At 74.5% G+C, this 23,577-nt stretch carries 15 protein-coding genes, 2 tRNA genes and 2 pseudogenes; 15 read left to right on the top strand and 4 right to left on the bottom strand.

Annotated features, from left to right (window positions below; all coding sequences use genetic code 11):
- Window positions 1-99: 99 nt before the first annotated feature.
- The 13 genes from argB to cobA all read left to right on the top strand — a co-directional run bounded on the left by argB (window position 100) and on the right by cobA (window position 16,695).
- The gene (gene argB, locus ACIQOW_RS22345; protein ID WP_401087742.1) at window positions 100-975 is read left to right on the top strand and encodes an acetylglutamate kinase; all 876 of its coding nucleotides are present in this window, start codon (window positions 100-102) and stop codon (window positions 973-975) included.
- The gene (locus ACIQOW_RS22340; RefSeq protein WP_401087556.1) at window positions 972-2,195 is read left to right on the top strand and encodes an acetylornithine transaminase; all 1,224 of its coding nucleotides are present in this window, start codon (window positions 972-974) and stop codon (window positions 2,193-2,195) included. Before argB ends, ACIQOW_RS22340 begins: the two co-directional genes overlap by 4 nt.
- 23 nt (window positions 2,196-2,218) lie before the next feature.
- Window positions 2,219-2,767, top strand: a complete 549-nt coding sequence (locus ACIQOW_RS22335) for an arginine repressor (protein ID WP_188299350.1) — start codon at window positions 2,219-2,221, stop codon at window positions 2,765-2,767.
- A 117-nt stretch (window positions 2,768-2,884) separates the two neighbouring features.
- On the top strand, window positions 2,885-4,309 hold the full coding sequence (gene argH / locus ACIQOW_RS22330; RefSeq protein ID WP_401087555.1) for an argininosuccinate lyase: 1,425 nt from the start codon (window positions 2,885-2,887) through the stop codon (window positions 4,307-4,309).
- Between the two features lie 145 nt (window positions 4,310-4,454).
- Entirely contained in the window at window positions 4,455-4,712 is a 258-nt protein-coding gene (locus tag ACIQOW_RS22325) for a winged helix-turn-helix domain-containing protein (RefSeq protein ID WP_401087553.1), read from the top strand.
- 204 nt (window positions 4,713-4,916) lie between these two features.
- Entirely contained in the window at window positions 4,917-5,417 is a 501-nt protein-coding gene (locus ACIQOW_RS22320; protein WP_401087551.1) for a GNAT family N-acetyltransferase, read from the top strand.
- Window positions 5,418-5,958: 541 nt separating this feature from the next.
- Window positions 5,959-6,984, top strand: coding sequence for a methionine ABC transporter ATP-binding protein (locus ACIQOW_RS22315; protein WP_401087549.1), 1,026 nt, complete (start codon window positions 5,959-5,961; stop codon window positions 6,982-6,984).
- Window positions 6,981-7,712: a methionine ABC transporter permease gene (locus ACIQOW_RS22310; RefSeq protein WP_401087547.1), complete on the top strand. Its 732-nt coding sequence runs from the start codon at window positions 6,981-6,983 to the stop codon at window positions 7,710-7,712. Before ACIQOW_RS22315 ends, ACIQOW_RS22310 begins: the two co-directional genes overlap by 4 nt.
- 58 nt (window positions 7,713-7,770) lie before the next feature.
- Complete coding sequence (locus ACIQOW_RS22305; RefSeq protein ID WP_401087544.1) at window positions 7,771-8,595, top strand: MetQ/NlpA family ABC transporter substrate-binding protein; 825 nt, start codon at window positions 7,771-7,773, stop codon at window positions 8,593-8,595.
- A 199-nt stretch (window positions 8,596-8,794) separates the two neighbouring features.
- Window positions 8,795-9,457, top strand: a complete 663-nt coding sequence (locus ACIQOW_RS22300) for a GNAT family N-acetyltransferase (protein WP_401087543.1) — start codon at window positions 8,795-8,797, stop codon at window positions 9,455-9,457.
- Between the two features lie 137 nt (window positions 9,458-9,594).
- On the top strand, window positions 9,595-10,857 hold the full coding sequence (gene cbiE / locus ACIQOW_RS22295) for a precorrin-6y C5,15-methyltransferase (decarboxylating) subunit CbiE (protein ID WP_401087542.1): 1,263 nt from the start codon (window positions 9,595-9,597) through the stop codon (window positions 10,855-10,857).
- A gap of 517 nt (window positions 10,858-11,374) precedes the next feature.
- Entirely contained in the window at window positions 11,375-15,340 is a 3,966-nt protein-coding gene (gene cobT, locus ACIQOW_RS22290) for a nicotinate-nucleotide--dimethylbenzimidazole phosphoribosyltransferase (RefSeq protein WP_401087540.1), read from the top strand.
- A gap of 107 nt (window positions 15,341-15,447) precedes the next feature.
- On the top strand, window positions 15,448-16,695 hold the full coding sequence (cobA, locus tag ACIQOW_RS22285) for a uroporphyrinogen-III C-methyltransferase (protein ID WP_401087539.1): 1,248 nt from the start codon (window positions 15,448-15,450) through the stop codon (window positions 16,693-16,695).
- 64 nt (window positions 16,696-16,759) lie between these two features.
- On the opposite strand, the pseudogene ACIQOW_RS22280 reads toward cobA, so the two are convergent.
- Window positions 16,760-19,502: pseudogene (locus ACIQOW_RS22280) on the bottom strand (SpoIIE family protein phosphatase).
- 88 nt (window positions 19,503-19,590) lie between these two features.
- On the opposite strand from ACIQOW_RS22280, the gene ACIQOW_RS22275 reads away from it, so the two are divergent.
- A complete protein-coding gene (locus ACIQOW_RS22275) occupies window positions 19,591-20,403 on the top strand; it encodes a TrmH family RNA methyltransferase (protein WP_401087537.1) in 813 nt (270 codons plus the stop codon).
- 715 nt (window positions 20,404-21,118) lie between these two features.
- Here the strand turns inward: ACIQOW_RS22275 and ACIQOW_RS22270 are convergent.
- Window positions 21,119-22,495 (bottom strand): annotated as a pseudogene (locus ACIQOW_RS22270) (serine/threonine-protein kinase); the annotation flags it as partial.
- 406 nt (window positions 22,496-22,901) lie between these two features.
- On the opposite strand from ACIQOW_RS22270, the gene ACIQOW_RS22265 reads away from it, so the two are divergent.
- Window positions 22,902-23,102 (top strand): hypothetical protein, encoded by a 201-nt coding sequence (locus ACIQOW_RS22265; protein ID WP_188301493.1) that lies wholly within the window; start codon window positions 22,902-22,904, stop codon window positions 23,100-23,102.
- Window positions 23,103-23,390: 288 nt separating this feature from the next.
- Here the strand turns inward: ACIQOW_RS22265 and ACIQOW_RS22260 are convergent.
- Both ACIQOW_RS22260 and ACIQOW_RS22255 read right to left on the bottom strand, forming a co-directional pair.
- A tRNA-Val gene (locus ACIQOW_RS22260) sits at window positions 23,391-23,462 on the bottom strand.
- A gap of 41 nt (window positions 23,463-23,503) precedes the next feature.
- Window positions 23,504-23,575: transfer RNA gene (locus ACIQOW_RS22255), tRNA-Val, on the bottom strand.
- Window positions 23,576-23,577 lie beyond the last annotated feature (2 nt).

Below are 23,577 nucleotides of genomic sequence, written 5' to 3'. Positions count from 1 at the left end.
ATCCGGCCTACCCCACCCGATCCGACAAGGACACCGGAAACCGTGCAGATCGCACCCAAGGGCGAACAGGCCCGCAACAACACCGCGTTGCCCAAGGCCATGACGCTGATCGAGGCGCTGCCGTGGCTGGAGCGCTTCCACGGCAAGACCGTCGTGATCAAGTTCGGCGGCAACGCCATGGTGGACGACAGCCTCAAGGCCGCCTTCGCCCAGGACGTCGTCTTCCTGCGCTACGCCGGCCTGCACCCCGTCGTGGTGCACGGCGGCGGCCCGCAGATCAGCGCCCAACTCGACAAGCTGGGGCTGGAGTCGAGCTTCACCAACGGCCTGCGGGTCACCACCCCGGAGACCATGGACGTGGTCCGGATGGTGCTGGCCGGCCAGGTGCAGCGCGAGCTGGTCGGCCTGCTCAACGGGCACGGCCCGTTCGCGGTCGGCATGACCGGCGAGGACGCGCACACCATGACGGCGGTCAAGCGGTACGCGGTGGTGGACGGCGAGCAGGTCGACATCGGCCTGGTCGGGGACATCGTCAACATCGAGGCCGGCGCGGTGAAGGCGATGATCGCCGACGGCCGCATCCCGGTCATCTCCTCGATCGCCCGCGGCACCGACGGCCACGTCTACAACATCAACGCCGACACCGCGGCCGCCGCCATCGCGGTCGCGCTCGGCGCCGAGATGCTCGTCGTCCTCACCGACGTCGAGGGCCTCTACAAGGACTGGCCGGAGTCCGACGACGTGATCAGCCAGCTCACCGCGAGCGAGCTGGAGGAGCTGCTGCCCGGTCTGGCCAGCGGCATGCTCCCCAAGATGGAGGGCTGCCTGCGCGCCGTCCGCTCCGGCGTGGGCACCGCCCGCGTGCTGGACGGCCGGGTCCAGCACAGCCTGCTGCTGGAGATCTTCACCGACGAGGGCATCGGCACGATGGTCGTGCCGGACGACGAACCGACCGTGACCGGGGGACTGGCATGAACGGCGTGACCGCAGTGACGCACAACGAGCAGCTCGCCGAGCGGTGGCAGCACTCCTTCACCGACAACTACGGCACCCCCCGCGTCCCGCTGGTGCGCGGCGAGGGCAGCACGTTCTGGGACGCCGACGGCAAGGAGTACACCGACCTGCTCGGCGGCATCGCCGTCAACGCCCTCGGCACCGCCCACCCGGCGGTGGTCGAGGCCGTGACCCGGCAGATCGCCACCCTCGGCCACGTCTCCAACCTCTTCATGGCCGAGCCCACCATCGCCCTCGCCGAGCGGCTGCTGCGGCTGGACGGCCGGCCGGGCGGCCGGGTGTTCTTCTGCAACTCCGGCGCCGAGGCCAACGAGGCCGCCTTCAAGATCAGCCGGCTGACCGGCCGCACCCACCTGGTCGCCCTCCAGGGCGGCTTCCACGGCCGCACCATGGGCGCCCTCGCGCTGACCGGCCAGCCCGCCAAGCAGGACCCGTTCCGCCCGCTGCCCGGCGACGTCACCCACGTCCCGTTCGGTGACGTGGAGGCGTTGCGCGCGGCCGTCACCACCGAGACCGCCGCCGTCTTCCTGGAGCCCGTCCAGGGCGAGAACGGCGCGATCCCGCTGCCCGAGGGTTACCTGCGGGCGGCCCGCGAGATCACCCGGGCCACCGGCACCCTGCTGGTCCTGGACGAGATCCAGACCGGCATCGGCCGCACCGGCCACTGGTTCGCCCACCAGGCGGACGAGGGCGTCGAGCCGGACGTCGTCACCCTGGCCAAGGCGCTCGGCGGCGGCCTGCCGATCGGCGCGGTGCTGGCCTTCGGCCCGGCCGCCGACCTGTTCACCCCGGGCCGGCACGGCACCACCTTCGGCGGCAACCCGGTGGCCGCCGCGGCCGGGCTCGCGGTGCTGGACACCATCGAGTCCGAGGGCCTGCTGGAGCACGCCCGCAAGCTCGGCGAGCGGCTGCGCGACGGCGTCGAGGCGCTCGGCGACCCGCTGGTCTCGCACGTGCGCGGGGCGGGTCTGCTGCTCGGCGTCGTGCTCACCGAGCCGGTCGCGGCCGAGGTCCAGGCCGCCGCGCAGGAGGCGGGCTTCCTGGTCAACGCGGCCGTCCCGGACGCCGTCCGGCTGGCCCCGCCGCTGGTGCTGACCGAGCAGGAGGCGGACGCGTTCCTGGCCGCGCTGCCGGGCATCCTCCGGGCGGTGCGCGAAGGCGCCCCGGCCGATGCGAGTTGACCGTTCTCCGGGAGAATAATCACATGACCGCATCCCACTCCGGCCCGTCCGTCACCGGCCCGACGCCGCAGGTCCCGCAGACCCGCACGGCGCGCCACCGGCGGATCGTGGACCTGCTCACCCGCCAGCCCGTGCGTTCGCAGAGCCAGCTCGCCAAGCTGCTCGCCGACGACGGCCTGGTGGTCACCCAGGCCACCCTCTCCCGGGACCTGGACGAGCTGGGCGCGGTCAAGATCCGCAACCGGGACGGCGCGCTGATCTACGCCGTCCCGGCCGAGGGCGGCGACCGCACGCCGCGGGCGCCGATGGGGGAGTCGGCCAGCGAGGGCCGGATGGCCCGGCTGGCCGGCGAACTCATGGTCTCCGCGACGGCCTCGGGCAACCTGGTGGTGCTGCGCACCCCGCCCGGCGCCGCCCAGTTCCTGGCCTCGGCGATCGACCAGGCCGAGGTGTTCGAGATCATCGGCACCATCGCCGGCGACGACACCGTGCTGCTGATCAGCCGTGATCCGGCCGGCGGCCAGGCGCTCGCCGATCACCTCATGCAACTGGCCCAGGCCAAGGCCCAGTAGGGCCTTCCCCGGGACGACCCCGGCCGACGGAGACAGCGATCGGCCGGGGTTTTGTGTTTCATACGGCCTGATGCATACTTATGCCACCTACTGCACATGCATGAAGGAGCCACCGCGATGACCGTCCAGCAGTCCGCCGACGTCCGCCTCTGGGGCGCGCGCTTCGCCGACGGCCCGTCCGAGGCGCTGGCCAAGCTCTCGGCCTCGGTCCACTTCGACTGGCGCCTCGCGCCGTACGACATCGCCGGCTCCAAGGCCCACGCCCGGGTCCTGCACAAGGCCGGCCTGCTCTCCGACGAGGAACTGGCCGGCATGCTGGCCGGCCTGGACCTGCTGCTCGCCGACGTCGAGGCGGGCACCTTCACCGGCACCGTCGCCGACGAGGACGTGCACACCGCGCTGGAGCGCGGCCTGTTGGAGCGCCTCGGCCCCGACCTCGGCGGCAAGCTGCGGGCCGGGCGCTCGCGCAACGACCAGATCGCCACCCTGTTCCGGATGTACCTGCGGGACCATGCCAGGACCATCGGCGGCCTGCTGCTCGACCTCCAGCAGGCCCTGGTCGGCCTCGCCGAGGCGCACCCGGACACCGCGATGCCGGGCCGCACCCACCTCCAGCACGCCCAGCCGGTGCTCTTCGCCCACCACGTCCTCGCGCACGTGCAGGCCATCGGCCGGGACGCCGAGCGGCTGCGCCAGTGGGACGCCCGCACCGCCGTCTCGCCGTACGGCTCCGGGGCGCTGGCCGGCTCCTCGCTCGGCCTCGACCCGCAGGCCGTCGCCGCCGAACTCGGCTTCGAGGGCGGCTCGGTGGGCAACTCCATCGACGGCACCGCCTCGCGCGACTTCGTCGCCGAGTTCGCCTTCGTGACCGCGATGATCGGGATCAACCTCTCCCGGATCGCCGAGGAGGTGATCATCTGGAACACCAAGGAGTTCGGCTTCATCACGCTGCACGACGCCTTCTCCACCGGCTCCTCGATCATGCCGCAGAAGAAGAACCCGGACATCGCCGAGCTGGCCCGCGGCAAGTCCGGCCGGCTGATCGGCAACTTGACCGGCCTGCTGGCCACCCTCAAGGCGCTGCCGCTCGCCTACAACCGGGACCTCCAGGAGGACAAGGAGCCGGTCTTCGACTCCTGCGACACGCTGGAGGTGCTGCTGCCCGCGTTCACCGGGATGATGGCCACCCTCACCGTGCACCGGGAGCGGCTGGAGGAGCTGGCCCCGGCCGGCTTCTCGCTCGCCACCGACATCGCCGAGTGGCTGGTCAAGCAGGGCGTGCCGTTCCGGGTCGCGCACGAGGTGGCCGGCGCCTGCGTCAAGGTCTGCGAGGCCGAGGGCATCGAACTGGCCGACCTGACGGACGAGCAGTTCGCCGCGATCTCGGGGCACCTGACGCCCGAGGTGCGCTCGGTGCTCAGCGTCCACGGCGCCATCGCCTCCCGCGACGGGCGCGGCGGTACGGCCCCCTCGGCGGTCGCGGTCCAGCTCGCCGAGGTGAAGGCGGACCTGGCGCGGCAGCGGGAGTGGGCACAGGGCTGATCCCCGACGGAGGGGCCGGCCCCGGCGAGGGCGTCGATCCCTGACGTCACGGGGGAGGGGCGCGGCGGTCCGACCGGCGCGCCCCTCCCGCGTCCGCGCCCCGGCCCGGGCGTAACCGGCCCCGCCCGGCGCCGTCATGCACGGTGTGTGCACCGCCATCCCACCCGTCCCCTCCGCCGAGGACGTCTACCTCGCCGAGCGCCGCCGCCGTGTGGTCCGCGAGACCGTGGCCGCCCTGCCCGGCCGATGTCCGCAGCTGATCGCCGCCCTCGCCGAGGACCCGCCGCCCACGTACCGTGAGCTGTCCGAGCGGCTCGGCATGCCGCGTGGCTCGATCGGCCCCACCCGCTCCCGCTGCCTGGCCTGCCTGCGGATGCTGCTCCACGCGGAGCGGTACCCCTGAACGGCCCGGGAACGGCCGTACGGAACCCGTGCGGCACCCGGGGTGACCCTCCTCACGTATGCCCCCCGGAAGGTTGAGGGAAGCTGACGCCCGGGTAGAGCGCTGGCGAACGCAGCCCTTGACGGTGACGCGATCACTCGGATACTGAGCGTGAGCGCGCCACCCTCTGCGCGCCGCGCACGACGACTGGGGAGGCCCCTCCACATGGGCAAGAGCGTGATCATCTCGGCCGCGGAGGTCGAGGACGCGGAGCAGATCCTCAAGCTCCAGTACCTCGGCTACCAGCCCGAGGCCGAGCTGTACGGCGACTGGGCGATCGAGCCCCTGACGCAGAGCCTGGAGAGCCTGCGCGCCGAACTGTCCGAGCAGCACGTCCTGGTCGCCCGGCTGGGCGGTGAGGTGGTCGGCACCGTCCGCGGCCACGTCGGCGCCGACGGCGTCGGCCGGATAGGGCGCCTGGTCGTCCATCCGCGGATGCAGCGCCACGGCCTCGGCGGCCGGCTGCTGGACGCGCTGGAGCGCCGGATGGCCCAGGACGGCCCGGTGAACGCCTACGAGCTGTTCACCGGCCACCGCAGCCTCGGCAACCTGCGGCTGTACGCCCGCCAGGGGTACTGTCAGACCCGGGTCGAGCAGGTCGACGGCCGGCTGAGCTTCGTCCACCTCGCGAAGCCCGCCATGACGCCGCTCGCCGCGACGGCCTGAGCCCGCGGTCCCGCGCGCGTTCCCGGTGCCGCCGCCATCCGGACCAACGGTGGCGGCGCCGGGCCGTCTCCGTACTGGTGGCGGCGATGCATGTCCGCATTGCGGACAGCTCCGCCAAATGATTGGGCGGATATCGACCCATCTGTTTTACTGGCTCACATGACTGCGACGACGAACTGGACCCCCACCGGCACCCTGCCGGCAGGTGAGCGTGCCATGTGTCGTCGAATGTGTCACTGCTGAGGGCCACCGCCCCCGGCGCCCCCCTGAGGGCGCCTTCCCCTCGCGCCCCGAAGCGAGAATCCGGCGCCGCTCCCGCCCGTGCGAGCGCGCCCCTCCTCCCGGACTCCTCCCCCTGCCGTGCCCGCGGGCCCGGCCGTCCGACGGCCACGCCGTCGCGCGGCCCGGCCGTCCAACGGCCACGATCAAGGGGTGGCGAGCCCGGATCCCCCCGGCGCAGCGCCGTGACGATGCCGCCGACCGCACCCCGGTCGGGCGGTCGTCCCGCGCCGCCCGCGCCCCCGACCCACGGAAAGCCGCTGTGATCACCACCACGGACCTGACGAAGGTCTACCGTTCCCGAGGCCGCGAGGTGACCGCCCTCGCCGGCGTCGACCTGCACGTCCGCCCGGGCGAGGTCTACGGAGTCGTCGGCACCAGCGGTGCCGGCAAGTCCACCCTCATCCGCTGCGTGAACATGCTGGAGCGCCCGACCTCCGGCACGGTCACCGTGGACGGGGTCGAGCTCACCGCGCTGTCCGGCGGCGAGAACCGGGCCGGCCGCGAGCTGCGGGAGGCCCGCCGCCGGATCGGCATGGTCTTCCAGCACTTCAACCTGCTCTCCTCGCGGACGGTGCAGCAGAACGTCGAGCTCCCGCTGGAGATCATCGGCCTGGACCGCACCGAGCGCCGCCGCAAGGCCGCCGAGCTGCTCGACCTGGTCGGCCTCGGCGACAAGGCCCGCAGCTACCCCACCCAGCTCTCCGGCGGTCAGAAGCAGCGCGTCGGCATCGCCAGGGCACTGGCCGGCGACCCCAAGGTGCTGCTCTCCGACGAGGCCACCTCGGCGCTCGACCCGGAGACCACCCGTTCGATCCTCAAGCTGCTGCGCGACCTCAACCAGCAGCTGGGCCTCACCGTCCTGCTGATCACCCACGAGATGGACGTCATCAAGTCCGTCTGCGACTCCGCCGCCCTGATGCGCGGCGGCCGGGTGGTCGAGTCCGGCGAGCTCACCGACCTGCTGGCGCGGCCCGGGTCGGAGCTGGCCCGCGAGCTGTTCCCGCTCAGCGAGTTCGGCACCGGCCACGCCGGCTCCACCGTGCTGGAGATCACCTTCCAGGGCGACAGCTCGGCCCAGCCGTTCGTCTCCCAGCTCGCCCGCACCTACCAGATCGACATCAACATCCTCGGCGCCGCGGTGGAGACCATCGCCGGCCGGATGGTCGGCCGGATGCGGGTCGAACTCCCCGGCAGCCACCAGGACAACGTGGTGCCGATCGGCTACCTGCGCGAGCAGGGCCTCCAGGTGGACGTGGTCGACGCGGCGAACGGAGCGGTGGCATGACCTGGGACCAGATGCAGGAACTGATGTGGCCCGCCACCCAGGAGACCTTCCAGATGGTCGGGGTCTCGACCCTCTGCACCGTCCTCCTCGGGCTGCCCATCGGCATCCTGCTGGTGCTCACCTCCAAGGGCGGGGTGCTCCAGAACCAGCCGGTGAACAAGGTGCTCGGCGCGATCGTGAACCTCACGCGCTCGATGCCGTTCATCATCCTGATGATCGCGCTGATCTCCTTCACCCGCTGGCTGACCGGCAACTCCCTCGGCTGGCAGGCGGCCACCGTGCCGCTGACCGTCGGCGCGATCCCGTTCTTCGCACGGCTGGTCGAGACCTCCGTCCGCGAGGTCGACCGCGGCCTGATCGAGGCCGTCCACGCGATGGGCGGCGGCACCTGGACGCTGGTCCGCAAGGTGCTGGTCCCCGAGGCCCTCCCCGGCATCGTCGCGTCCGTCACCACCACGGTCATCGCGCTGATCGGCTACTCCGCGATGGCCGGCACGGTCGGCGGCGGCGGTCTCGGCGACCTCGCCTACCGGTACGGCTACCTGCGGTTCGAGACCTCCTTCATGTGGATCATCGTGGCGGAGATCGCGATCATCGTCACCGTGATCCAGCTGGCCGGCGACTACGCCGTGCGCCGGCTGGCCGGCCGGGGCCACGGCGGTGGACGCACCCGCCTGCTGCGCCCGCGTCCCGCCACCACCGCCGACGAGGACCTCGGCGCCCACTAGACCTCCCCTCGTCCGACCCCGGACGCGGCTCCCCGTTCGACGCAGAAAGGCACTTTTCGTGCGCAACGCCCTGAAGTTCACCAGCATCCTCGCCACCGCCGGCATCGCCCTCTCGCTCGCCGCCTGCGGCAGTTCCGGGTCCTCCTCCTCGGACCCCAACGCGCCGCTCAAGGTCGCGGCCACCCCCACCCCGCACGGCCAGATCCTGAAGTACGTCAAGGACAACCTCGCGGAGAAGGCGGGCCTCAAGCTCGAGATCAAGGAGGTCACCGACTACGTGACCCCCAACACGGCGGTGCAGGACGGTTCGGCCGACGCCAACTACTTCCAGCACCTGCCGTACCTGGAGGACTTCAACAAGAAGAACGGCACGGACATCGTCTCGGTCGAGACCGTGCACCTGGAGCCGCTGGGCGCCTACTCCAAGAAGGTCAAGTCGCTCGCCGACCTGCCGGACGGCGCCACCGTCGGCCTGCCCAACGACGCCACCAACGAGGGCCGCGCGCTCAAGCTGCTCGCCGACAACAAGCTCATCACCCTCAAGGACGGCGCCGGAACCGCCGCCACCCCGGCCGACGTCACGGGCAACCCGAAGAACCTCAAGTGGAAGGAGCTGGAGGCCGCCCAGCTGCCCCGCTCCATCGCCGACCTGGACGCCGCCGTCATCAACGGCAACTACGCGATCGAGGCCGGCCTGAAGCCGACCACCGACGCCCTGGTGCTGGAGAAGGCCGAGGGCAACCCGTACGCCAACATCCTCGCCGTCAAGAAGGGCAAGGAGAACGACCCGCGGGTCAAGAAGCTGGCCGAGCTGCTGCACTCCGACGAGGTCAAGAAGTACATCGAGGACACCTTCCAGGGTGCGGTCATCCCGGCGTTCTGAGCCGCGCCCCCGCCCGACGCCCCGATCCCGACCGGGCCCCCGCCGCACCTCGGCGGGGGCCCGGTCGGGCAGTATGCACCAGGGACACTCCGGCCGGCCGCGATCTGACGTACCGTCGTGCGGGCGGCGCACCGCGTGGCATCCGGGGCACGACGGAGGCGTACGGTGTTGTGTTCACGACCCGGCGAGGAGAGACGGCATGGCAGCGAGCTTCCCCGAGACCGCCATCAGCACCGAACGGCTGCTGCTGCGCCCCCTGGCGGAGGACGACGCCCCCGGCCTGGCCACGATGATGGCCGACGACCTCGTCCTCGCCTGGACCGACCTGCCGCAGCCCTTCACCGAGGAGTACGCGGCCGAGCTCGCCCGCACCCTCGCCCCCGGCCACCGGGCCGCCGGGCGCGGCATCGTCTTCGCCGTCACCGAGCACCTGACCCAGCGCCTGGTCGGCCTGGTCGAGCTGCGCAACACCGACTGGCGGCTGCGCAGCACCGAGATCTCCTACGTCACCGCCGTCTGGGCGCGCGGCGAGGGCTACGCCCCCGAGGCCGTCCTCGGCGTCGCCCAGTGGCTGTTCGAGGACCGCGGCTTCCTGCGCCTGGAACTGCGCACCGCCGCCGGGAACACGGCCGCCCAGCAGGTCGCCCAGAAGGTCGGCGGCATCAGCGAGGGCGTGCTGCGCAGCGCCTGGATAGTGCGCGGGGAGTCCGGCGAGGTGCCGGCGGCACCTCCCGGCCACCGGACCGGGGGAGAGAGCCGCAGCGACCTCATCCTGTGGAGCCTGCTCCCCGAGGACCTGGAGTCGCCCGAGCTGCACCGCGCGGGCTGGCACGGCGACCACCGCTACGTGCTGCGCGACTGAGGCGCGCGGGCCGTTCACCCAGCGCGGACATGTGTGCGAGTTGTCGGGCTCCGGCCGAACGCACCCGGTAGCCTCGGCTCCGGCACCGCACGACGGCGGATCGAGTGGCGCACCGAGTCGAGGGAGAACGGCCGCAGATGGCTGACCGGATCACGGTCATCGGGTGGGACGGCACCCCGCTGACCGAGGCCGCCGGCGCGGCCCTGGCCGCGGCGACCCTGGTGGCCGGCGCCCCCTACCAACTGAACGCCCTCCCGGTGCCGGAGGCCGCCGAGCGGCTCACCCTCGGCAGCATCCGGGAGGCCGCCCGCAGGATCGCCGAGCACCGCGGCGCGGCCGTCGTGGTCGCCGAGGGCGACCCGGGTTTCTTCGGCGTGGTGCGCACCCTGCGCCGCCCCGAGTTCGGCCTCGAACTGGAGGTGCTGCCCGCCGTCTCCTCCGTGGCCACCGCCTTCGCCCGGGCCGGCATGCCCTGGGAGGACGCCCAGGTGGTCAGCGTGCACGGCGGACGGCTGCGCCGCGCGGCCAACATCTGCCGGGCCCACCCCAAGGTCGCGGTGCTCACCGCGCCGGGCGCCGGGCCGGCCGAACTCGCCCTGATGCTGCGCGGGGTGCACCGGACCTTCGTGGTCTGCGAGGCCCTCGGCACGCCGGACGAGGACGTCACCGTCCTCACCTCCGACCGGATCGCCGACCACGTGTGGCGCGACCCCAACGTGGTGCTGGTGATCGGCGGCGCCGCCCAGTCCGCGGTGACCGAGGCGGCCGGCTGGCTCGCCGGGCGCCCGGTCGGCTACCCCGGCGCGGAACGCGGCTGGGCGCTCCCCGGTGACGCCTATGCGGGCGCCGGGCGCGTGGAGGGCGCACCGGGCGCACCGGGCGCGCCGGAGTCGCTCCCCGCCCATGTGCGCGCCCTGGTGCTGGCCCGTCTGGGTGCCCGTCCGGGGGACCTGGTCTGGTCGGTCGGCGCCGGCAGCGGCGCCCTCGCGGTGGAGGCGGCCAGGTTCGGCGCCGCCGTGGTCGCGGTCGAGGGCTCCCGCTCGGCCTGCGCCCGGCTGACCGTCAACGCCCGCCGCTACGGCGTCGAGGTGGAGGCGGTGTACGGGAGCGGCCCCGAGGTGCTGGGCGGCCTGCCGGAGCCGGACGCGGCGGTGGTGGAGTCCGGCGGCCTCGACGTGGTGCGCGCGGTGCTGGCCCGCCGGCCCGAGCGGTTCGTCGCGCTGCCCCGGACCCTCGCCGAGGCGGAGGAGGTCCGCCGGGCGATCGACGGGGCCGGCTACCGGGCGGACGGCGCGCTGCTCCAGGCGACCCCGCTGCGGCCGGTGGGGGAGGGCGACGGGCTGGCGCTGGGAGCGGCCGGAACCGGCGCGCTGGTGCTCTGGGGTGAGCAGATCGTGTGAAGGCCTCGGGCCCGTCCGGCGGATCCCCGGCGGGCGGGCCGGGGGCGTGCACCGGGACCGTCCGCGGGCGTGGACGGTGATCCAGGTCGCATCCGGACACCTATTCGAGAGGTGACCGCGCCGTGCCGGTAGTGTGACGTCCTGGGCGGCTGCATCGGTCGGCGACCCACCCGATTCAGTCGGTTTGTCACCTTTTTGACGCGGTGCAACCCGGTTCCGTTCGGAGTGTGGGCAATTCGACGGGCCTCGTGCCGGACCTGGAGAATGCCGTAGGGTCCGGTGCGGTCGTGCCGGTTGCTCCGGGTTGTCGTTGTTTCAGACGACGTGCCGTCCCGTACGGGAGGTGCACCGGGCCGGGTGCCGCAGTGCGCCGGAAGGACTTGGGCCGCAGCGCCACGGCGCGGCGGCCACATGTAATGAGGGGCGGGTCGGTGCTGGTTCGGCCCGCGCGGATGGGCGCTGCGATCGGTGATCGCGTCGCCGAGGGCGCGGCAGCGGCCTGGAAGGAGCTTTGACAATGACCGATGGCGGCCACGTCCCGGGCGAGGGAATGCCGGAGCACCTGCACGCCGGGCCCGACGGGCTCGGCGGACCGGAGGGCGTCGCGGGCGTTGCACCCCTCCAGGGCCTCGTGACGGACGGCGGTGTGATCCCGAACCCGGCGGCCCCGATCGGCGGCGTGTCCGGTGTGATGCCCCCGGGCGCGGGCGTCATCCCGCCGCAGGGCCAGCACGGCTACGGCGTTCCCGGGATGCCCCAGCCCGGCCACCCCGGCGAGGGCTGGGCCGTCGACCAGGGCGCCCCGCGCCCCGCCTTCCACTTCCTCGACCAGCCCGACACGCCGGACGGCCTGGACGACGATGACGACGTGCTGCTGATGCCGGGACCGCAGGGCTCCTGGGGCGAGCCGCTGGCGGCCGTCCCGGCCGAGCAGGTGCCGCTCGCGCCGCAGCAGGACGGCACGCCGGTCGAGCCGTCCTGGCCGCCGGTGGACCCGCCGGTGCTCGGCGCCGAGCACGGCAGGCATCCCGTCCAGACGCAGCCGCAGGTGCAGCAGCCGATGACGCAGGCTCAGCAGCCGCGCCGCCCGCTGCACGCCGGGCCGCCGATCCCGGACCCGTCGCTGATGACCGGCCAGGTGCCGGTCCGCTCGCTGGCCGACCGCGGCCCCTCGCAGGGCGGCACGCCCGCGCACGGCATCCCGGTGGTCGGCCGTCCGCCGGTGGCCGAGGCCGTCGCCCAGGCTCCGGTCGCCGCGCCGCAGGCCGTCCCGGTGGCGCCGGTCGCTCCGGGCGTTCCCGTCGTGGACGGGCAGCAGCCGGCGCAGGCGCCGGACTTCCACCAGCCCCAGCAGGCGCAGCAGGTCCAGCAGGTGCCGCTGCACGCGTACCCGGTCGAGGCCGTGCCGTCCGTCGAGACGGTCGGGGCGATCGAGGTGATCGAGGTCGTCGAGATGCCGGAGGTCGTCCAGGCCGCCGCGGTTCAGGACGTCCAGGACGTCCAGGACGTCCAGGCCGTTCAGGCCGTTCGGGAGGGGACCGTCCCCGAGGCCGTGGTGGAGGCCGTCGCGGTCGCTCCGCAGGCCGTCGTGGCGGAGCCGGCCGAGGCCGTGCCGCCGGTGGCCGAGGCGGCCGGCGTGCCCGCCGTCGAGGCCGTCGTCGTCGAGCCCGCCGTCGCCGAGCCCGTCGTCACGGAGGCCGCCGCGGTCGAGGGCGCTGCCGCCGACGGCGCCGCGCTGCCCGCCGAGCAGCCCGAGGCCGCGGCCCCGGCCGGTCAGCCGCGCCGGATCTCCGCCTTCCTCGCCGCGCCCACCCCGCACGGCCTGCCCAAGGTCCAGGCGCCCGCGCAGGCTCCGGCCGTCGAGGAAGCGGCCCCGCAGCAGCCCGCGCCCATAGCGGCCGCCGACGCGCCGCAGGCCGCCGGGCCGGCCGAGGCCGTCCATGCCGTCGAGGCCGCTCAGCTCGTCGAGGCCGTGGCGGGCGCCGAGTCCGCTCCGGCCGCCGAGCAGGCCCAGCCGGCCGGGACCGCGCCGGAGGCCGTCGAGGAGCCCGTGGTGGAGCCGGTCGCCGAGACCGCCGCCGGCACCGGCGAGATGCCTTCGGGCCAGGCCGTGAACGAGCCCGTCGCCGAGGCCGAGCAGCCGCAGCAGGAGGCCGCGGCCCCGGCCGAGGCGCCCGCCGAGCCGGTCGCGGAGCAGACCGCCGAGGTGCCCGCGGCGGCTGACGCCACCGTCGCCGCCGAGCCCGTCGCGGAGGTGCCGGCCGAGGCCGCGACCGAGGCCGCCGCCGGGACGGAGCCGGCGCAGCCCGCCGAAGCCGTCGCGCCGGAGGCCACGGCCGAGCAGCAGCCCGCCGCCGACGCCGCCGCCCCTGCCGAGGCCGCCGAGGCCGTGGTACCCGCCGAGGCCGCCGCCGGGCAGCCGGCCGCCGCTCCGGAGGCCGAGGCCCCCCCGGAGCAGGCGCAGGCCCCGGCCGGGACCGAGCCCGTCGCCGTCGCGGAGCCCGTCGCCGCCGAAGCCGTGCAGGCCGCGGGGCAGGGCGCCGAGGCTCCCGCCGAAGCCACCGAGCAGCCCGCCACCGAGGTCGCCGAAGCCGTCGAGGTCGCCGAGACCGCCGAGGCCGTCGAGCAGCCCGCCGCCGAGCAGCAGGCCCAGCAGCCCGAGCAGCCCGCCGCCGACGAGGAGGGGGAGCAGCCCGAGCCGCAGCCCGAGGAGCCCGCCGAGCCGCGCGGCCCGGCCGCCCCCGGCTACGACGAGGCCGGCCGCGAGGCCGTCCACCAGGTGATCCGCGAGCGCCGCGACGTGCGCAACGGCTTCCGTCCGGACCCGATCCCGCACGAGGTGCTGATCCGCGTCCTGGAGGCCGCCCACACCGCGCCCAGCGTCGGCTACTCGCAGCCCTGGGACTTCGTGGTGATCCGCTCGGCGAAGACCCGCAGGCGGATGCACGCCCTGGCCGAGCACCAGCGCGAGGCGTACGCGGACTCGCTGCCCAAGGGCAGGGCCAAGCAGTTCAAGGAAATCAAGATCGAGGCCATCCTCGAAACCCCGGTCAACATCGTGGTGACCGCCGACCGCACCCGAGGCGGCCGGCACACCCTCGGCCGGCACACCCAGCCGCAGATGGCCCCGTACTCGGCCGCCCTGGCGGTCGAGAACCTCTGGCTGGCCGCCCGCGCCGAGGGCCTGGGCGTCGGCTGGGTGAGCTTCTTCGACGACGAGGCACTGGTCCGCGAGCTCGGCCTGCCCGAGCACCTGGAGGTCGTCGCCTACCTGTGCGTCGGCTTCGTCGACGAGTTCCCGGACGAGCCCGAGCTGGAGCAGCAGGGCTGGGCGAAGAAGCGCCCGCTGTCCTGGGTCGTCCACGAGGAGCAGTACGGCAACCGCGCGCTGCCCGGCGAGGAGCCGCAGAGCCTGCTCGCCGAGACCCTGCGCGGCATCCGCCCGCTGGACGCCAAGGCGCTCGGCGAGGCCTGGGACCGGCAGAAGCGGATGACCAAGCCGGCCGGCTCGCTCGGCATGCTGGAGATCATCTCGGCCCAGCTGTGCGGCCTGTCCCGCAAGTGCCCGCCGCCGATCCCGGAGCCCGCCTGCGTGGCGATCTTCGCGGGTGACCACGGCGTGCACGCCCAGGGCGTCAGCCCCTGGCCGCAGGAGGTGACCGCCCAGATGGTCGACAACTTCCTGGCCGGGGGAGCGGTGGTCAACTCCTTCGCCAAGCAGATCGGCACCGAGGTCTGCGTGGTCGACGTCGGCGTCGCCGCCGAGCTGCCGGACGCCGTCCAGCAGGGGCGCGCCACCGGCCTGCTGCCGCGCAAGGTCCGTCCCGGCACCGCCGACATGACCCAGGGCCCGGCGATGACCCGCGAGGAGGCCCTCAAGGCCATCGAGGTCGGCATCGAGACCGCCCGCGACCTGGTCGCGGCGGGCAACAAGGCGCTGGTCACCGGCGACATGGGCATCGCCAACACCACCGCCTCGGCCGCCCTGATCTCGGTGTTCACCGGCCTCGACCCGGCCGAGGTCACCGGCCGCGGCACCGGCATCGACGACGAGACCCACGCCCGCAAGATCGAGGTCATCCGCGCCGCGCTGGCCCTCCACCGGCCCGACCCGAGCGACCCGGTCGGCGTCCTCGCGGCCGTCGGCGGCCTGGAGCACGCCGCGCTGGCGGGCTTCCTGCTGGGCGCCGCGTCGCTGCGCACCCCCGTGGTCCTGGACGGCGTCATCGCCGGTTCGGCCGCGCTGGCCGCCAAGGCCATCGCCCCCGAGGTGCTGGCCGCCTGCATCGCCGGCCACCGCTCCGCCGAGCCCGGCCACCAGGCCGCGCTGGCGAAGCTCGGCCTGCGTCCGCTGATCGACCTGGACCTGCGGCTCGGCGAGGGCACCGGTGCCCTGCTGGCCCTGCCGCTGGTGCAGAGCGCGGCCCGGGCGATGCACGATGTAGCCACCTTCGACTCCGCCGGGGTCACCGAGAAGGCCTGACGCACCCCGTCACCGCTCCGTGGACCGGCCCGAGGGCGCGCCGGACCGCGGAGCGGTGTCGTGCCGTACCGTCCCCACACCCTCCCCCCGATCCAGGAGCACCGCCGATGACCGCGCCCACCCCGCACCCGAGCACCGAGGGCCGTACCCCCTACCCGGTCGGCCTGCTGCTGGCCGGCCGCCGCGTCGTCGTGGTCGGCGGCGGCCAGGTCGCCCAGCGGCGGCTGCCCGCCCTGATCGCCTCCGGCGCCGAACTGCACCTGATATCGCCGGTCACCACCCCGGCTGTCCAGGCCATGGCCGACACCGGTGAACTCACCTGGCACGCCCGCCCGTACCGGGACGGCGACCTGACCGGTGCCTGGTACGTCCTGGTCGCCACCGACGACCAGGCCGTCAACACGGCGGTCAGCGCCGAGGCCGAGCGCGAGCGGGTGTTCTGCTCCCGCAGCGACGACGCCGCCGCGGCCACCGCCTGGACCCCGGCCAGCGGCCGCGACGCGGGCGCCACCGTCGCCGTCCTCACCGGCGACCCGCGGCACTCCGCCGCCCTGCGCGACACCATCGTGGACGGCCTGCGGGACGGCTCGCTCGCCGCCCGCCAGTACCGCGCGCACGGCGCCGGCGTGGCCCTGGTCGGCGGCGGCCCCGGCGACCCCGACCTGATCACCGTGCGCGGCCGACGTCTGCTCGCCGACGCCGACGTGGTGGTCGCCGACCGGCTCGCCCCGCGCGAGCTGCTCGCCGAACTGCCCGAGCACGTCGAGGTGATCGACGCCTCCAAGATCCCGTACGGCCGGTTCATGGCCCAGGAGGCGATCAACCGCACCCTGGTCGAGCACGCCAAGGCCGGCAAGTTCGTGGTCCGGCTCAAGGGCGGCGACCCGTACGTCTTCGGCCGCGGCGGCGAGGAGCTGCTGGCCTGCGTCGAGGCCGGACTGCCGGTCACCGTCGTCCCGGGCATCTCCAGCTCGATCAGCGTCCCGGCGGCGGCCGGCGTCCCGGTCACCCACCGCGGCATGACCCACGAGTTCACCGTGATCTCCGGCCACGTCGGCCCGGACGACGAGCGTTCGCTCACCAACTGGGAGGCCGCCGCGAAGATGAGCGGCACCCTGGTGCTGCTGATGGCCGTGGACAAGATCGGCGCGATCGCCGCCCGGCTGGTCGAGTACGGCCGGCCGGCGGACACCCCGGTCGCGGTCGTCCAGGAGGGCACCACCGCGGCCCAGCGCCGGGTGGACGCCACCCTCGGCACCGTCGCCGCCGTGGTCGAGGCCGAGGGCGTGAAGCCCCCGGCGGTCATCGTGGTCGGCGACGTCGTCAACGTGCTGGCCGCCGCCTTCCGGCCGTAGGCCGGCCCGGGGCAGGAGGCCGGCCGGAGCGGGAAGCCCGCCCGGCCGGCCTCCCGCCCCACGGCTACTCCAGCGGCTGCTCCGTCCAGATGACCTTCCCGGTGGCCGTGTAGCGCGTCCCCCAGCGGTCCGCGAACTGCGCGACCAGGAACAGCCCGCGCCCGCCCTCGTCCTCGGTCGCCGCGTACCGCAGGTGCGGCGAGGTGCTGCTGCCGTCCGAGACCTCGCAGATCAGCGAGCGGTCCCGCAGCAGCCGCACCCGGATCGGTCCGGAGCCGTACCGGATCGCGTTGGTCACCAGCTCGCTCAGGATCAGCTCGGTGACGAACGCGGCCTCGGCCAGCCCCCAGGCCGTCAGCCGCTCCGCGACCGCGGCCCTGACCTCGCCGACCGCCGCCGGGTCCGAGGGCACCTCCCACTGCGCCACCTGGTCCGGCGCCAGCACCCTGGTCCGCGCCACCAGCAGCGCGATGTCGTCCTGCTGGTGCACCGGCAGCATCGCCCCGAGCACGTCCGCGCAGGTCTGCTCGGGCGTGCGGGGCGATCCGGCCAGCGCGGCCCGCAGCAGCTCCAGCCCCTCGTCGATGTCCCGCTTCCGGTCCTCCACCAGCCCGTCCGTGTACAGCACCAGCCGGCTGCCCTCGGCCAGCTCCAGCTCGGCGGTCTCGAACGGCAGCACCGCCAGACCCAGCGGCGGCCCGGTCGGCAGCTCCGGGAACACCACCCGGCCCTGCGGGTCCACCACGGCCGGCGGCGGGTGCCCTGCGGTGGCCAGGGTGCAGCGCCGCGACACCGGGTCGTAGATCGCGTACAGGCAGGTCGCCCCGGCCAGCTCCGCGCGCTCGCCGCCCGCCGCCTCGTCCTGGTCGATCCGGTTCACCAGCTCGTCCAGGTGCCCCAGCAGTTCGTCCGGCGGCAGGTCCAGGGTCGAGAAGTTGTGGATCGCCGTGCGCAGCCGGCCCATCGTCGCCGCCGCGTGCAGTCCGTGCCCGACCACGTCCCCGACCACCAGCGCCACCCGCGCGCCCGGCAGCGGGATCACGTCGAACCAGTCCCCGCCCACCCCGGCCTGGGCCGGCAGGTAGCGGTGCGCCACGTCCAGCGCGGTCTGCTCGGGCAGCCTGCGCGGCAGCAGGCTGTGCTGGAGCGTCACCGCCATGGTGTGCTCCCGGGTGTAGCGGCGGGCGTTGTCGATGCACACCGCCGCGTGCGCCACCAGCTCCTCGGCCAGCGCCAGGTCCTCCGGCTCGAACGATTCCGCCCGCTGCGCCCGCCAGAACCTGGCCACCCCCAGCAGCACCCCGCGCGCCCGCAGCGGCACCCGGACCAGCGAGTGCACCCCGTACGCCAGCACCTGCGCCGACCGCTCCGGGTCCTGCTCCCGCCACCGGGTGGCCTCCGCCAGGCGCGGCTCCATGCCGGGCTCCCCGCTGTTCAGCGCCCCGGCCAGGGGGGGTCGAGGGCACCACGTCCAGCACCGTGCCGACCGGGTAGAACGGCGCGTCGTCCTGTACGCCGGCCAACGCGGCGCGGCGCATCCGCCCCAGCGAGGGGCCGGGCGGCGGTTCCTCCCCGGCCGGCACCTGGTCCGCCAGGTCCACCGTGACGAAGTCCGCGAACCGCGGCACCGCGACCTGCGCCAGCTCCTCCGCGGTCCGCGTCACGTCCAGCGTGCTGCCCACCGTCACCCCGGCGTCGTACAGCAGCCGCAGCCGGCGCTGGGCGCGATCGGCCCGGCCGGACAGCGCCGCCAGCTCGGTGGAGTCGCGCAGCGTGGCGACGCAGCCGGGCCGGTCGCCGGGCCGGTCGATCAGCCGGACGTTCACCGCCAGCAGCCGCTCCCCGGACGGCACCACCTCGTCGGTCACCGGCCGGCCGGCGGTCAGCAGCTCCAGCGGCGCCTGCTCCAGGCCCAGTCCGGTCACCGGCCTGCCCTCGGCGTCCGGCGGCAGGTCCAGCAGCCGGCGCGCCTCGTCGTTGCAGAGCAGCAGCCGCCCGTCCCCGCCGACGATCATCACGCCCTCGCGCACCGCGTGCAGCACCGCCGCGTGGTGCTCGTACATCCGCGTCATCTCGACCGGTCCGAGCCCGTGCGTCTGGCGCCGCAGCCGCCGGCTGATCAGCGCCGTCCCGAGCGTGGCCAGCCCCACCGCGGCCGCCGCCGCGCCCAGCACCACCGGCAGCTGCCGCTCGCTCGCGCTGCTGACGCTGCTGAGCGTGACACCCGCCGCGACCAGCCCGACCACCGAGCCGTCCGGCGCGTACACCGGCACCACCGCCTGCACGAGCGGACCAAGCGTCCCCGCGACCTCCTCCGACACCACGTGCCCCCGCAGCGCGGGCTGGTAGGTGCCGACGAACTTCTGGCCGATCCGCTCCGGGTTCGGGTGGGTGTAGCGGATGCCCTGGTTGTTCAGCACGACGATGAAGTCCACGCCGGCGGAGATCCGGGCGGACTGCGTCCTCGGCTGCAGGATGGCCGTGGGGTCGGGGGAGCGCAGCGCGTCGACGATGCCGGGGGAGCCGGCGAAGGTCTGCGCCACCGCCATCGAACGGTTGCGTGCCTCGTGCTCGGTGTCGTTGCGGGACTGCACCACCAGCGCCACCGCGGCCGCGACCACGAGCAGCAGTACGACCAGGACCTGGAGCGCGAACACCTGCCCCGCCACCGAACGGTGCCACACCGACCACCGCCGCTTCGCGTGCGGCAGCTGCGGCCGACCGTGTGGGCGCCCACCGGAGGAGCCGGCGGTGCCAGTGGCGGCAGAGGCCGACGGAGCCCAGGATCGGCCCGAATTTCGGGCCATACGGTCATATTTGCACTACGGCTAGCCGGGGACCACCCCGCTCCCCGGCCGTTTGGCCTTCCCCGGCAGGGCTTGGCAAGATCACAGGGTGTCCGAACCCCGCACCATCACCGATCCGGCCGACCCGCGCCTCGCCGACTACACCGGCCTCACCGACGTCGAGCTGCGCCGACGCCGCGAGCCCGCCGAAGGCCTCTTCATCGCCGAGGGGGAGAAGGTCATCCGCCGCGCCCTCGCCGCCGGCTACCGGATGCGGTCGATGCTGCTCACCGCCAAGTGGCTGGAGGCGATGGGCGACGTCATCGCCGAGGCCGACGCCCCCGTCCACGTGGTCGAGCCCGGGCTCGCCGAGGCCGTCACCGGCTACCACGTGCACCGCGGCGCCCTCGCCTCGATGGAGCGCAAGCCCCTCCCGGACGCCGCCGACGTGCTCGCCGGGGCCCGCCGGGTCGCCGTGCTGGAAGGGCTGGTCGACCACACCAACCTCGGCGCCATCTTCCGCAGCGCCGCGGCCCTCGGCATGGACGCCGTGCTGCTCTCGCCCGACTGCGCCGACCCGCTCTACCGGCGTGCCGTCAAGGTCTCGATGGGCGCCGTCTTCGCGGTCCCGTACGCCCGTCTGGACCCCTGGCCCGCCGCCCTGGACGCCGTCCGCGAGGCCGGCTTCACCCTGCTCGCCCTCACCCCCGCCGACACCGCCGTCGACCTCCGCACCCTCACCCCGGACCGCCTCCCCAAGGCGGCCCTGATGCTCGGCGCCGAGGGCGACGGCCTCACCCCCCACGCCATCGCCGCGGCCCACCACCCGGTCCGCATCCCGATGGCCCACGGCATCGACTCGCTCAACGTCGGCGCCGCCGCGGCCGTCGCGTTCTACGCCGTCAGTACCGCCACCCCGTAGTCCCTCCACCCGCGCCGGGGCACGAGAAGTCGGCCGGTCCGACGTCTCGTGCGTGTTCGCTGCGCCTTCGGAACCGCCCCGCGCCGGAAGCGGCCAGCCGGAAACCCGCCAGCCTGAAGCAGGCCTGCCCGACGTCGCGCGGTCAGCCCGTGGGGGCGGTGGGCGGGGCCGGGGCGGCGGCGGGGGGCGGAGTGGTGGCGCCGGGCCAGGATTCGTCGAGGGTGCCGTCGGCGCGGACGGTGTAGCGGGTGGAGGTGACCGCGCCGGTGGCGGCCGCGTGCTCCTCGCGGACGACCGTGCTGCCCTCCAGCCGCCAGCTGGCCGCCGCCTGCGGGTCCGCCACCGAGGTGCGGGAGGCGGCGGCGACCGGGGAGTCCCCGGCGAAGGTGTAGAGCTGGACGAGGTCGACCGGCGCCGAGCCGTCGGCCCGCCGCAGCACGACCACCGCGGCCGGCAGGCCCTTGTACCTCGCCGGCAGCACCGCGCTCAGCGCGACCTGCGGCCCGCCCGCGGCCGAGTGCCCGTTCTGCAGCACGATGGCCGGCCCGCCGGCCCAGTCGGGGTAGCTGCGGTTCGGCCAGTCCACCGCCGGCACCGGCACCTGCGGGGACGTCAGTCCGCCGTCCGCACCCGCGCGGGCGGCGGCCGGGAGCGGCGCGGCCGAGGACTGCGGCACGACGTCGGCGGACGTCCCGGGCACGGCCTGCTCGCCGCCACCCGCGGCGGTCTTCGCGCCGGAACCCGCGCTCGTGACCACGCCGGTGGGCGGCCGCACGCTCTGGTTGCCCCGGTTCTCGCACCCCTGCGCCGCCGCGATGGCCAGCGCCACCCCGATCGTCACCGTGACGAAGACCACCAGCCGCTGCCGCAGCAGCCGCTGCCGCGCGGTGCCGGGCCGACCGCCGGGGGCCGGAGTGTGCTGACGGTCCCGGGGACGCGCCCGGTCGCGGGGACCGGGCCGGGCCGGGGGAGGGGTCTGCGACCGGTCCGGACGGGCCCGCAGCGGGCGGGTCACCGGCGTCGCCTCGGGCCGGGGGAGCGGAGCGGTCGGCCCCTGCGGGCGCCGCCCGGCGGCCCCGGCCGCCTGCGCACCGGGGCGGCCGGCAGCCGCCCGGGGCCGTGCCGCGCCCGGAGGCTCGGGCGAGCGTCCGGGCGCCGGAACACCCTGCCGGCCCCCCTCCTGCCGGGCCGGTGCCTGAGGCGGAGCCGCCGCGGCGCCGCCCCGCCCGGGACGTGCCCCGCGGGCCCCGCCACCGGCGGCTCCCATCGCCGCGCCGCGTGACGCCAGTTCGGTGAGCCGTTCGTGCAGTGCGGCCGCCCCCGGCCGCTCGGCCGGCTCCTTGGCCAGGCAGGCCCGGATCAGCGGCGCGAGCTGCGGCGGCACCGCCGACAGGTCGGGCTCCTCGTGGACGACCCGGTACAGCATCACTTCGGAGGACGCCCCTGACCCGAACGGGGTGTCCCCGGTGAGGGAGTACGCGAGCGTGGCCCCGAAGGCGAAGACGTCGGTGGCGGGGGTGACGGCGGCCCCGCGGACCTGCTCGGGCGCGAGGAAGCCGGGGGAGCCGACCGCGGTGCCCACGTGGGTGAGGGTGCTGGCGCCGCGCGACCACGCGATGCCGAAGTCGATGATCCGCGGACCCCGGGGGGAGAGCAGGATGTTGGAGGGCTTGAGGTCCCGGTGGACCACCCCCGCCTCGTGCACCTTGACCAGCCCGTCGGCCAGCGCGGCCCCGATCCTGGCGGCCTCGGGCCAGCTCATCGGCCCCTCGTCGCCGACCCGCTTGTAGAGCGAGGGGCCCGGCACGTACGCGGTGGCCAGCCAGGGCCGTTCGGTCTCGATGTCCGAGCCGACCACGCGTGCGGTGCAGCCGCCCCGGATCCGGGAGGCGGCGGCGATCTCGCGGGCGAAACGGGTGCGGAACTCCAGGTCCTCGGCGAGTTCGGCGCGGATCAGCTTGAGGGCGACGCGCTGCCCGCGGCGGTCGGACCCGAGGTACACCACGCCCATGCCGCCGGCGCCGAGTCGCCGGTGCAGGCGGTACGGCCCGACGATGCGGGGGTCCTCACGCCTCAGCCGCATCATCGCCATGTTCCGTTCCCCGTCAGCCTGTGGGTGAGGCCCCGTCGGTTGGGCCATCGTCAGTTCCTGTCTGGCACAGCTTACGGACTGCCTGCTGCGGTGTGCTGATACGCAACACCTGAAGCCACCATGCGATTGTCCGATCTTGCACGGTCTCGCAGGTCACGGAGTCGCCGGAGGGTTTCTCGGGGTTGCCCCTCAGGGTTCCCTCGGGGGTCGGATGAGCCTTCCCTCCCCCTGCGGTAGTAGGTCCCGGGACCGCTCGTCATCCTCCGGTACGTCCGAGGAACAGTACGACGGCATGACGCCCGGAAGGCCCCCTGACCAATAGCGTTGTGTTCAGCGGTGGACGGGGAGCTCGTCCCCCGAGGTAAGCCGTTCACCGCGCCAACTCGACCGGATCAGGAGCAAGGACATGCCACCGCAGCTCACGGGAAACCCCCACCGCCGCCGGCAGGCCTTCGTCCAGTCCCGGTCCACCGAGCAGCCCACGCGGCACCCCGCCGTGGCGCTGGCCATGGCCCTGCCGTGCGCCGTGCTCCTGATGCTGCTCTTCGGCGGGTGGGACCAGATGGCGAACCAGGCCCAGGCCGTCGCCGAACTGATCACCCGCTGAGCGGGAGGAGCAGCAGGAAGAAGGAAGGACACCGGCTCGGAGGGGCCGGCCGAAGACTGACACCGAACCCCTGGGGACGGGGAACGGTGTCGCCGGGGAGGGCCGCGGCCGCGACGACTCGCGGACGGGCGAGAGCGGTGCGCAGAGCGCCCCGGCAGGCGGAGATGCCGCGTGCGGACGTCGGTGAGGGCGTCCGTGCGCGGCTCTTCTCCTTTTCCGGCCCTTGCCGGAGAAACGCAAAAGGACCGGGGCCGCGATCCTCACGGATCACGACCCCGGTCCTCACTGTGCGCGATACTGGGATTGAACCAGTGACCCCTACCGTGTCAAGGTAGTGCTCTCCCGCTGAGCTAATCGCGCCTGATGTGGCGGTCTCGCAGCAGGCCTCGAAGGGCCTGACGTGCGCGATACTGGGATTGAACCAGTGACCCCTACCGTGTCAAGGTAGTGCTCTCCCGCTGAGCTAATCGCGCGT

It is taken from the genome of Kitasatospora sp. NPDC091335 (assembly GCF_044757205.1).
In the GTDB taxonomy this organism is placed as follows: Bacteria; Actinomycetota; Actinomycetes; order Streptomycetales; family Streptomycetaceae; genus Kitasatospora.
The sequence above is the reverse complement of the archived record's forward strand: the minus strand, read 5'-3'. Positions and strand labels throughout refer to the sequence as shown.

What these genes read in the sequence shown, in the direction of transcription:
- argB (WP_401087742.1), top strand. Translation starts at nt 100, where the DNA reads ATGACGCTGATCGAGGCGCTGCCGTGGCTGGAGCGCTTCCACGGCAAG.
- ACIQOW_RS22340 (WP_401087556.1), top strand. Translation starts at nt 972, where the DNA reads ATGAACGGCGTGACCGCAGTGACGCACAACGAGCAGCTCGCCGAGCGG.
- ACIQOW_RS22335 (WP_188299350.1), top strand. Translation starts at nt 2,219, where the DNA reads ATGACCGCATCCCACTCCGGCCCGTCCGTCACCGGCCCGACGCCGCAG.
- argH (WP_401087555.1), top strand. Translation starts at nt 2,885, where the DNA reads ATGACCGTCCAGCAGTCCGCCGACGTCCGCCTCTGGGGCGCGCGCTTC.
- ACIQOW_RS22320 (WP_401087551.1), top strand. Translation starts at nt 4,917, where the DNA reads ATGGGCAAGAGCGTGATCATCTCGGCCGCGGAGGTCGAGGACGCGGAG.
- ACIQOW_RS22310 (WP_401087547.1), top strand. Translation starts at nt 6,981, where the DNA reads ATGACCTGGGACCAGATGCAGGAACTGATGTGGCCCGCCACCCAGGAG.
- ACIQOW_RS22300 (WP_401087543.1), top strand. Translation starts at nt 8,795, where the DNA reads ATGGCAGCGAGCTTCCCCGAGACCGCCATCAGCACCGAACGGCTGCTG.
- cbiE (WP_401087542.1), top strand. Translation starts at nt 9,595, where the DNA reads ATGGCTGACCGGATCACGGTCATCGGGTGGGACGGCACCCCGCTGACC.
- cobT (WP_401087540.1), top strand. Translation starts at nt 11,375, where the DNA reads ATGACCGATGGCGGCCACGTCCCGGGCGAGGGAATGCCGGAGCACCTG.
- cobA (WP_401087539.1), top strand. Translation starts at nt 15,448, where the DNA reads ATGACCGCGCCCACCCCGCACCCGAGCACCGAGGGCCGTACCCCCTAC.
- ACIQOW_RS22265 (WP_188301493.1), top strand. Translation starts at nt 22,902, where the DNA reads ATGCCACCGCAGCTCACGGGAAACCCCCACCGCCGCCGGCAGGCCTTC.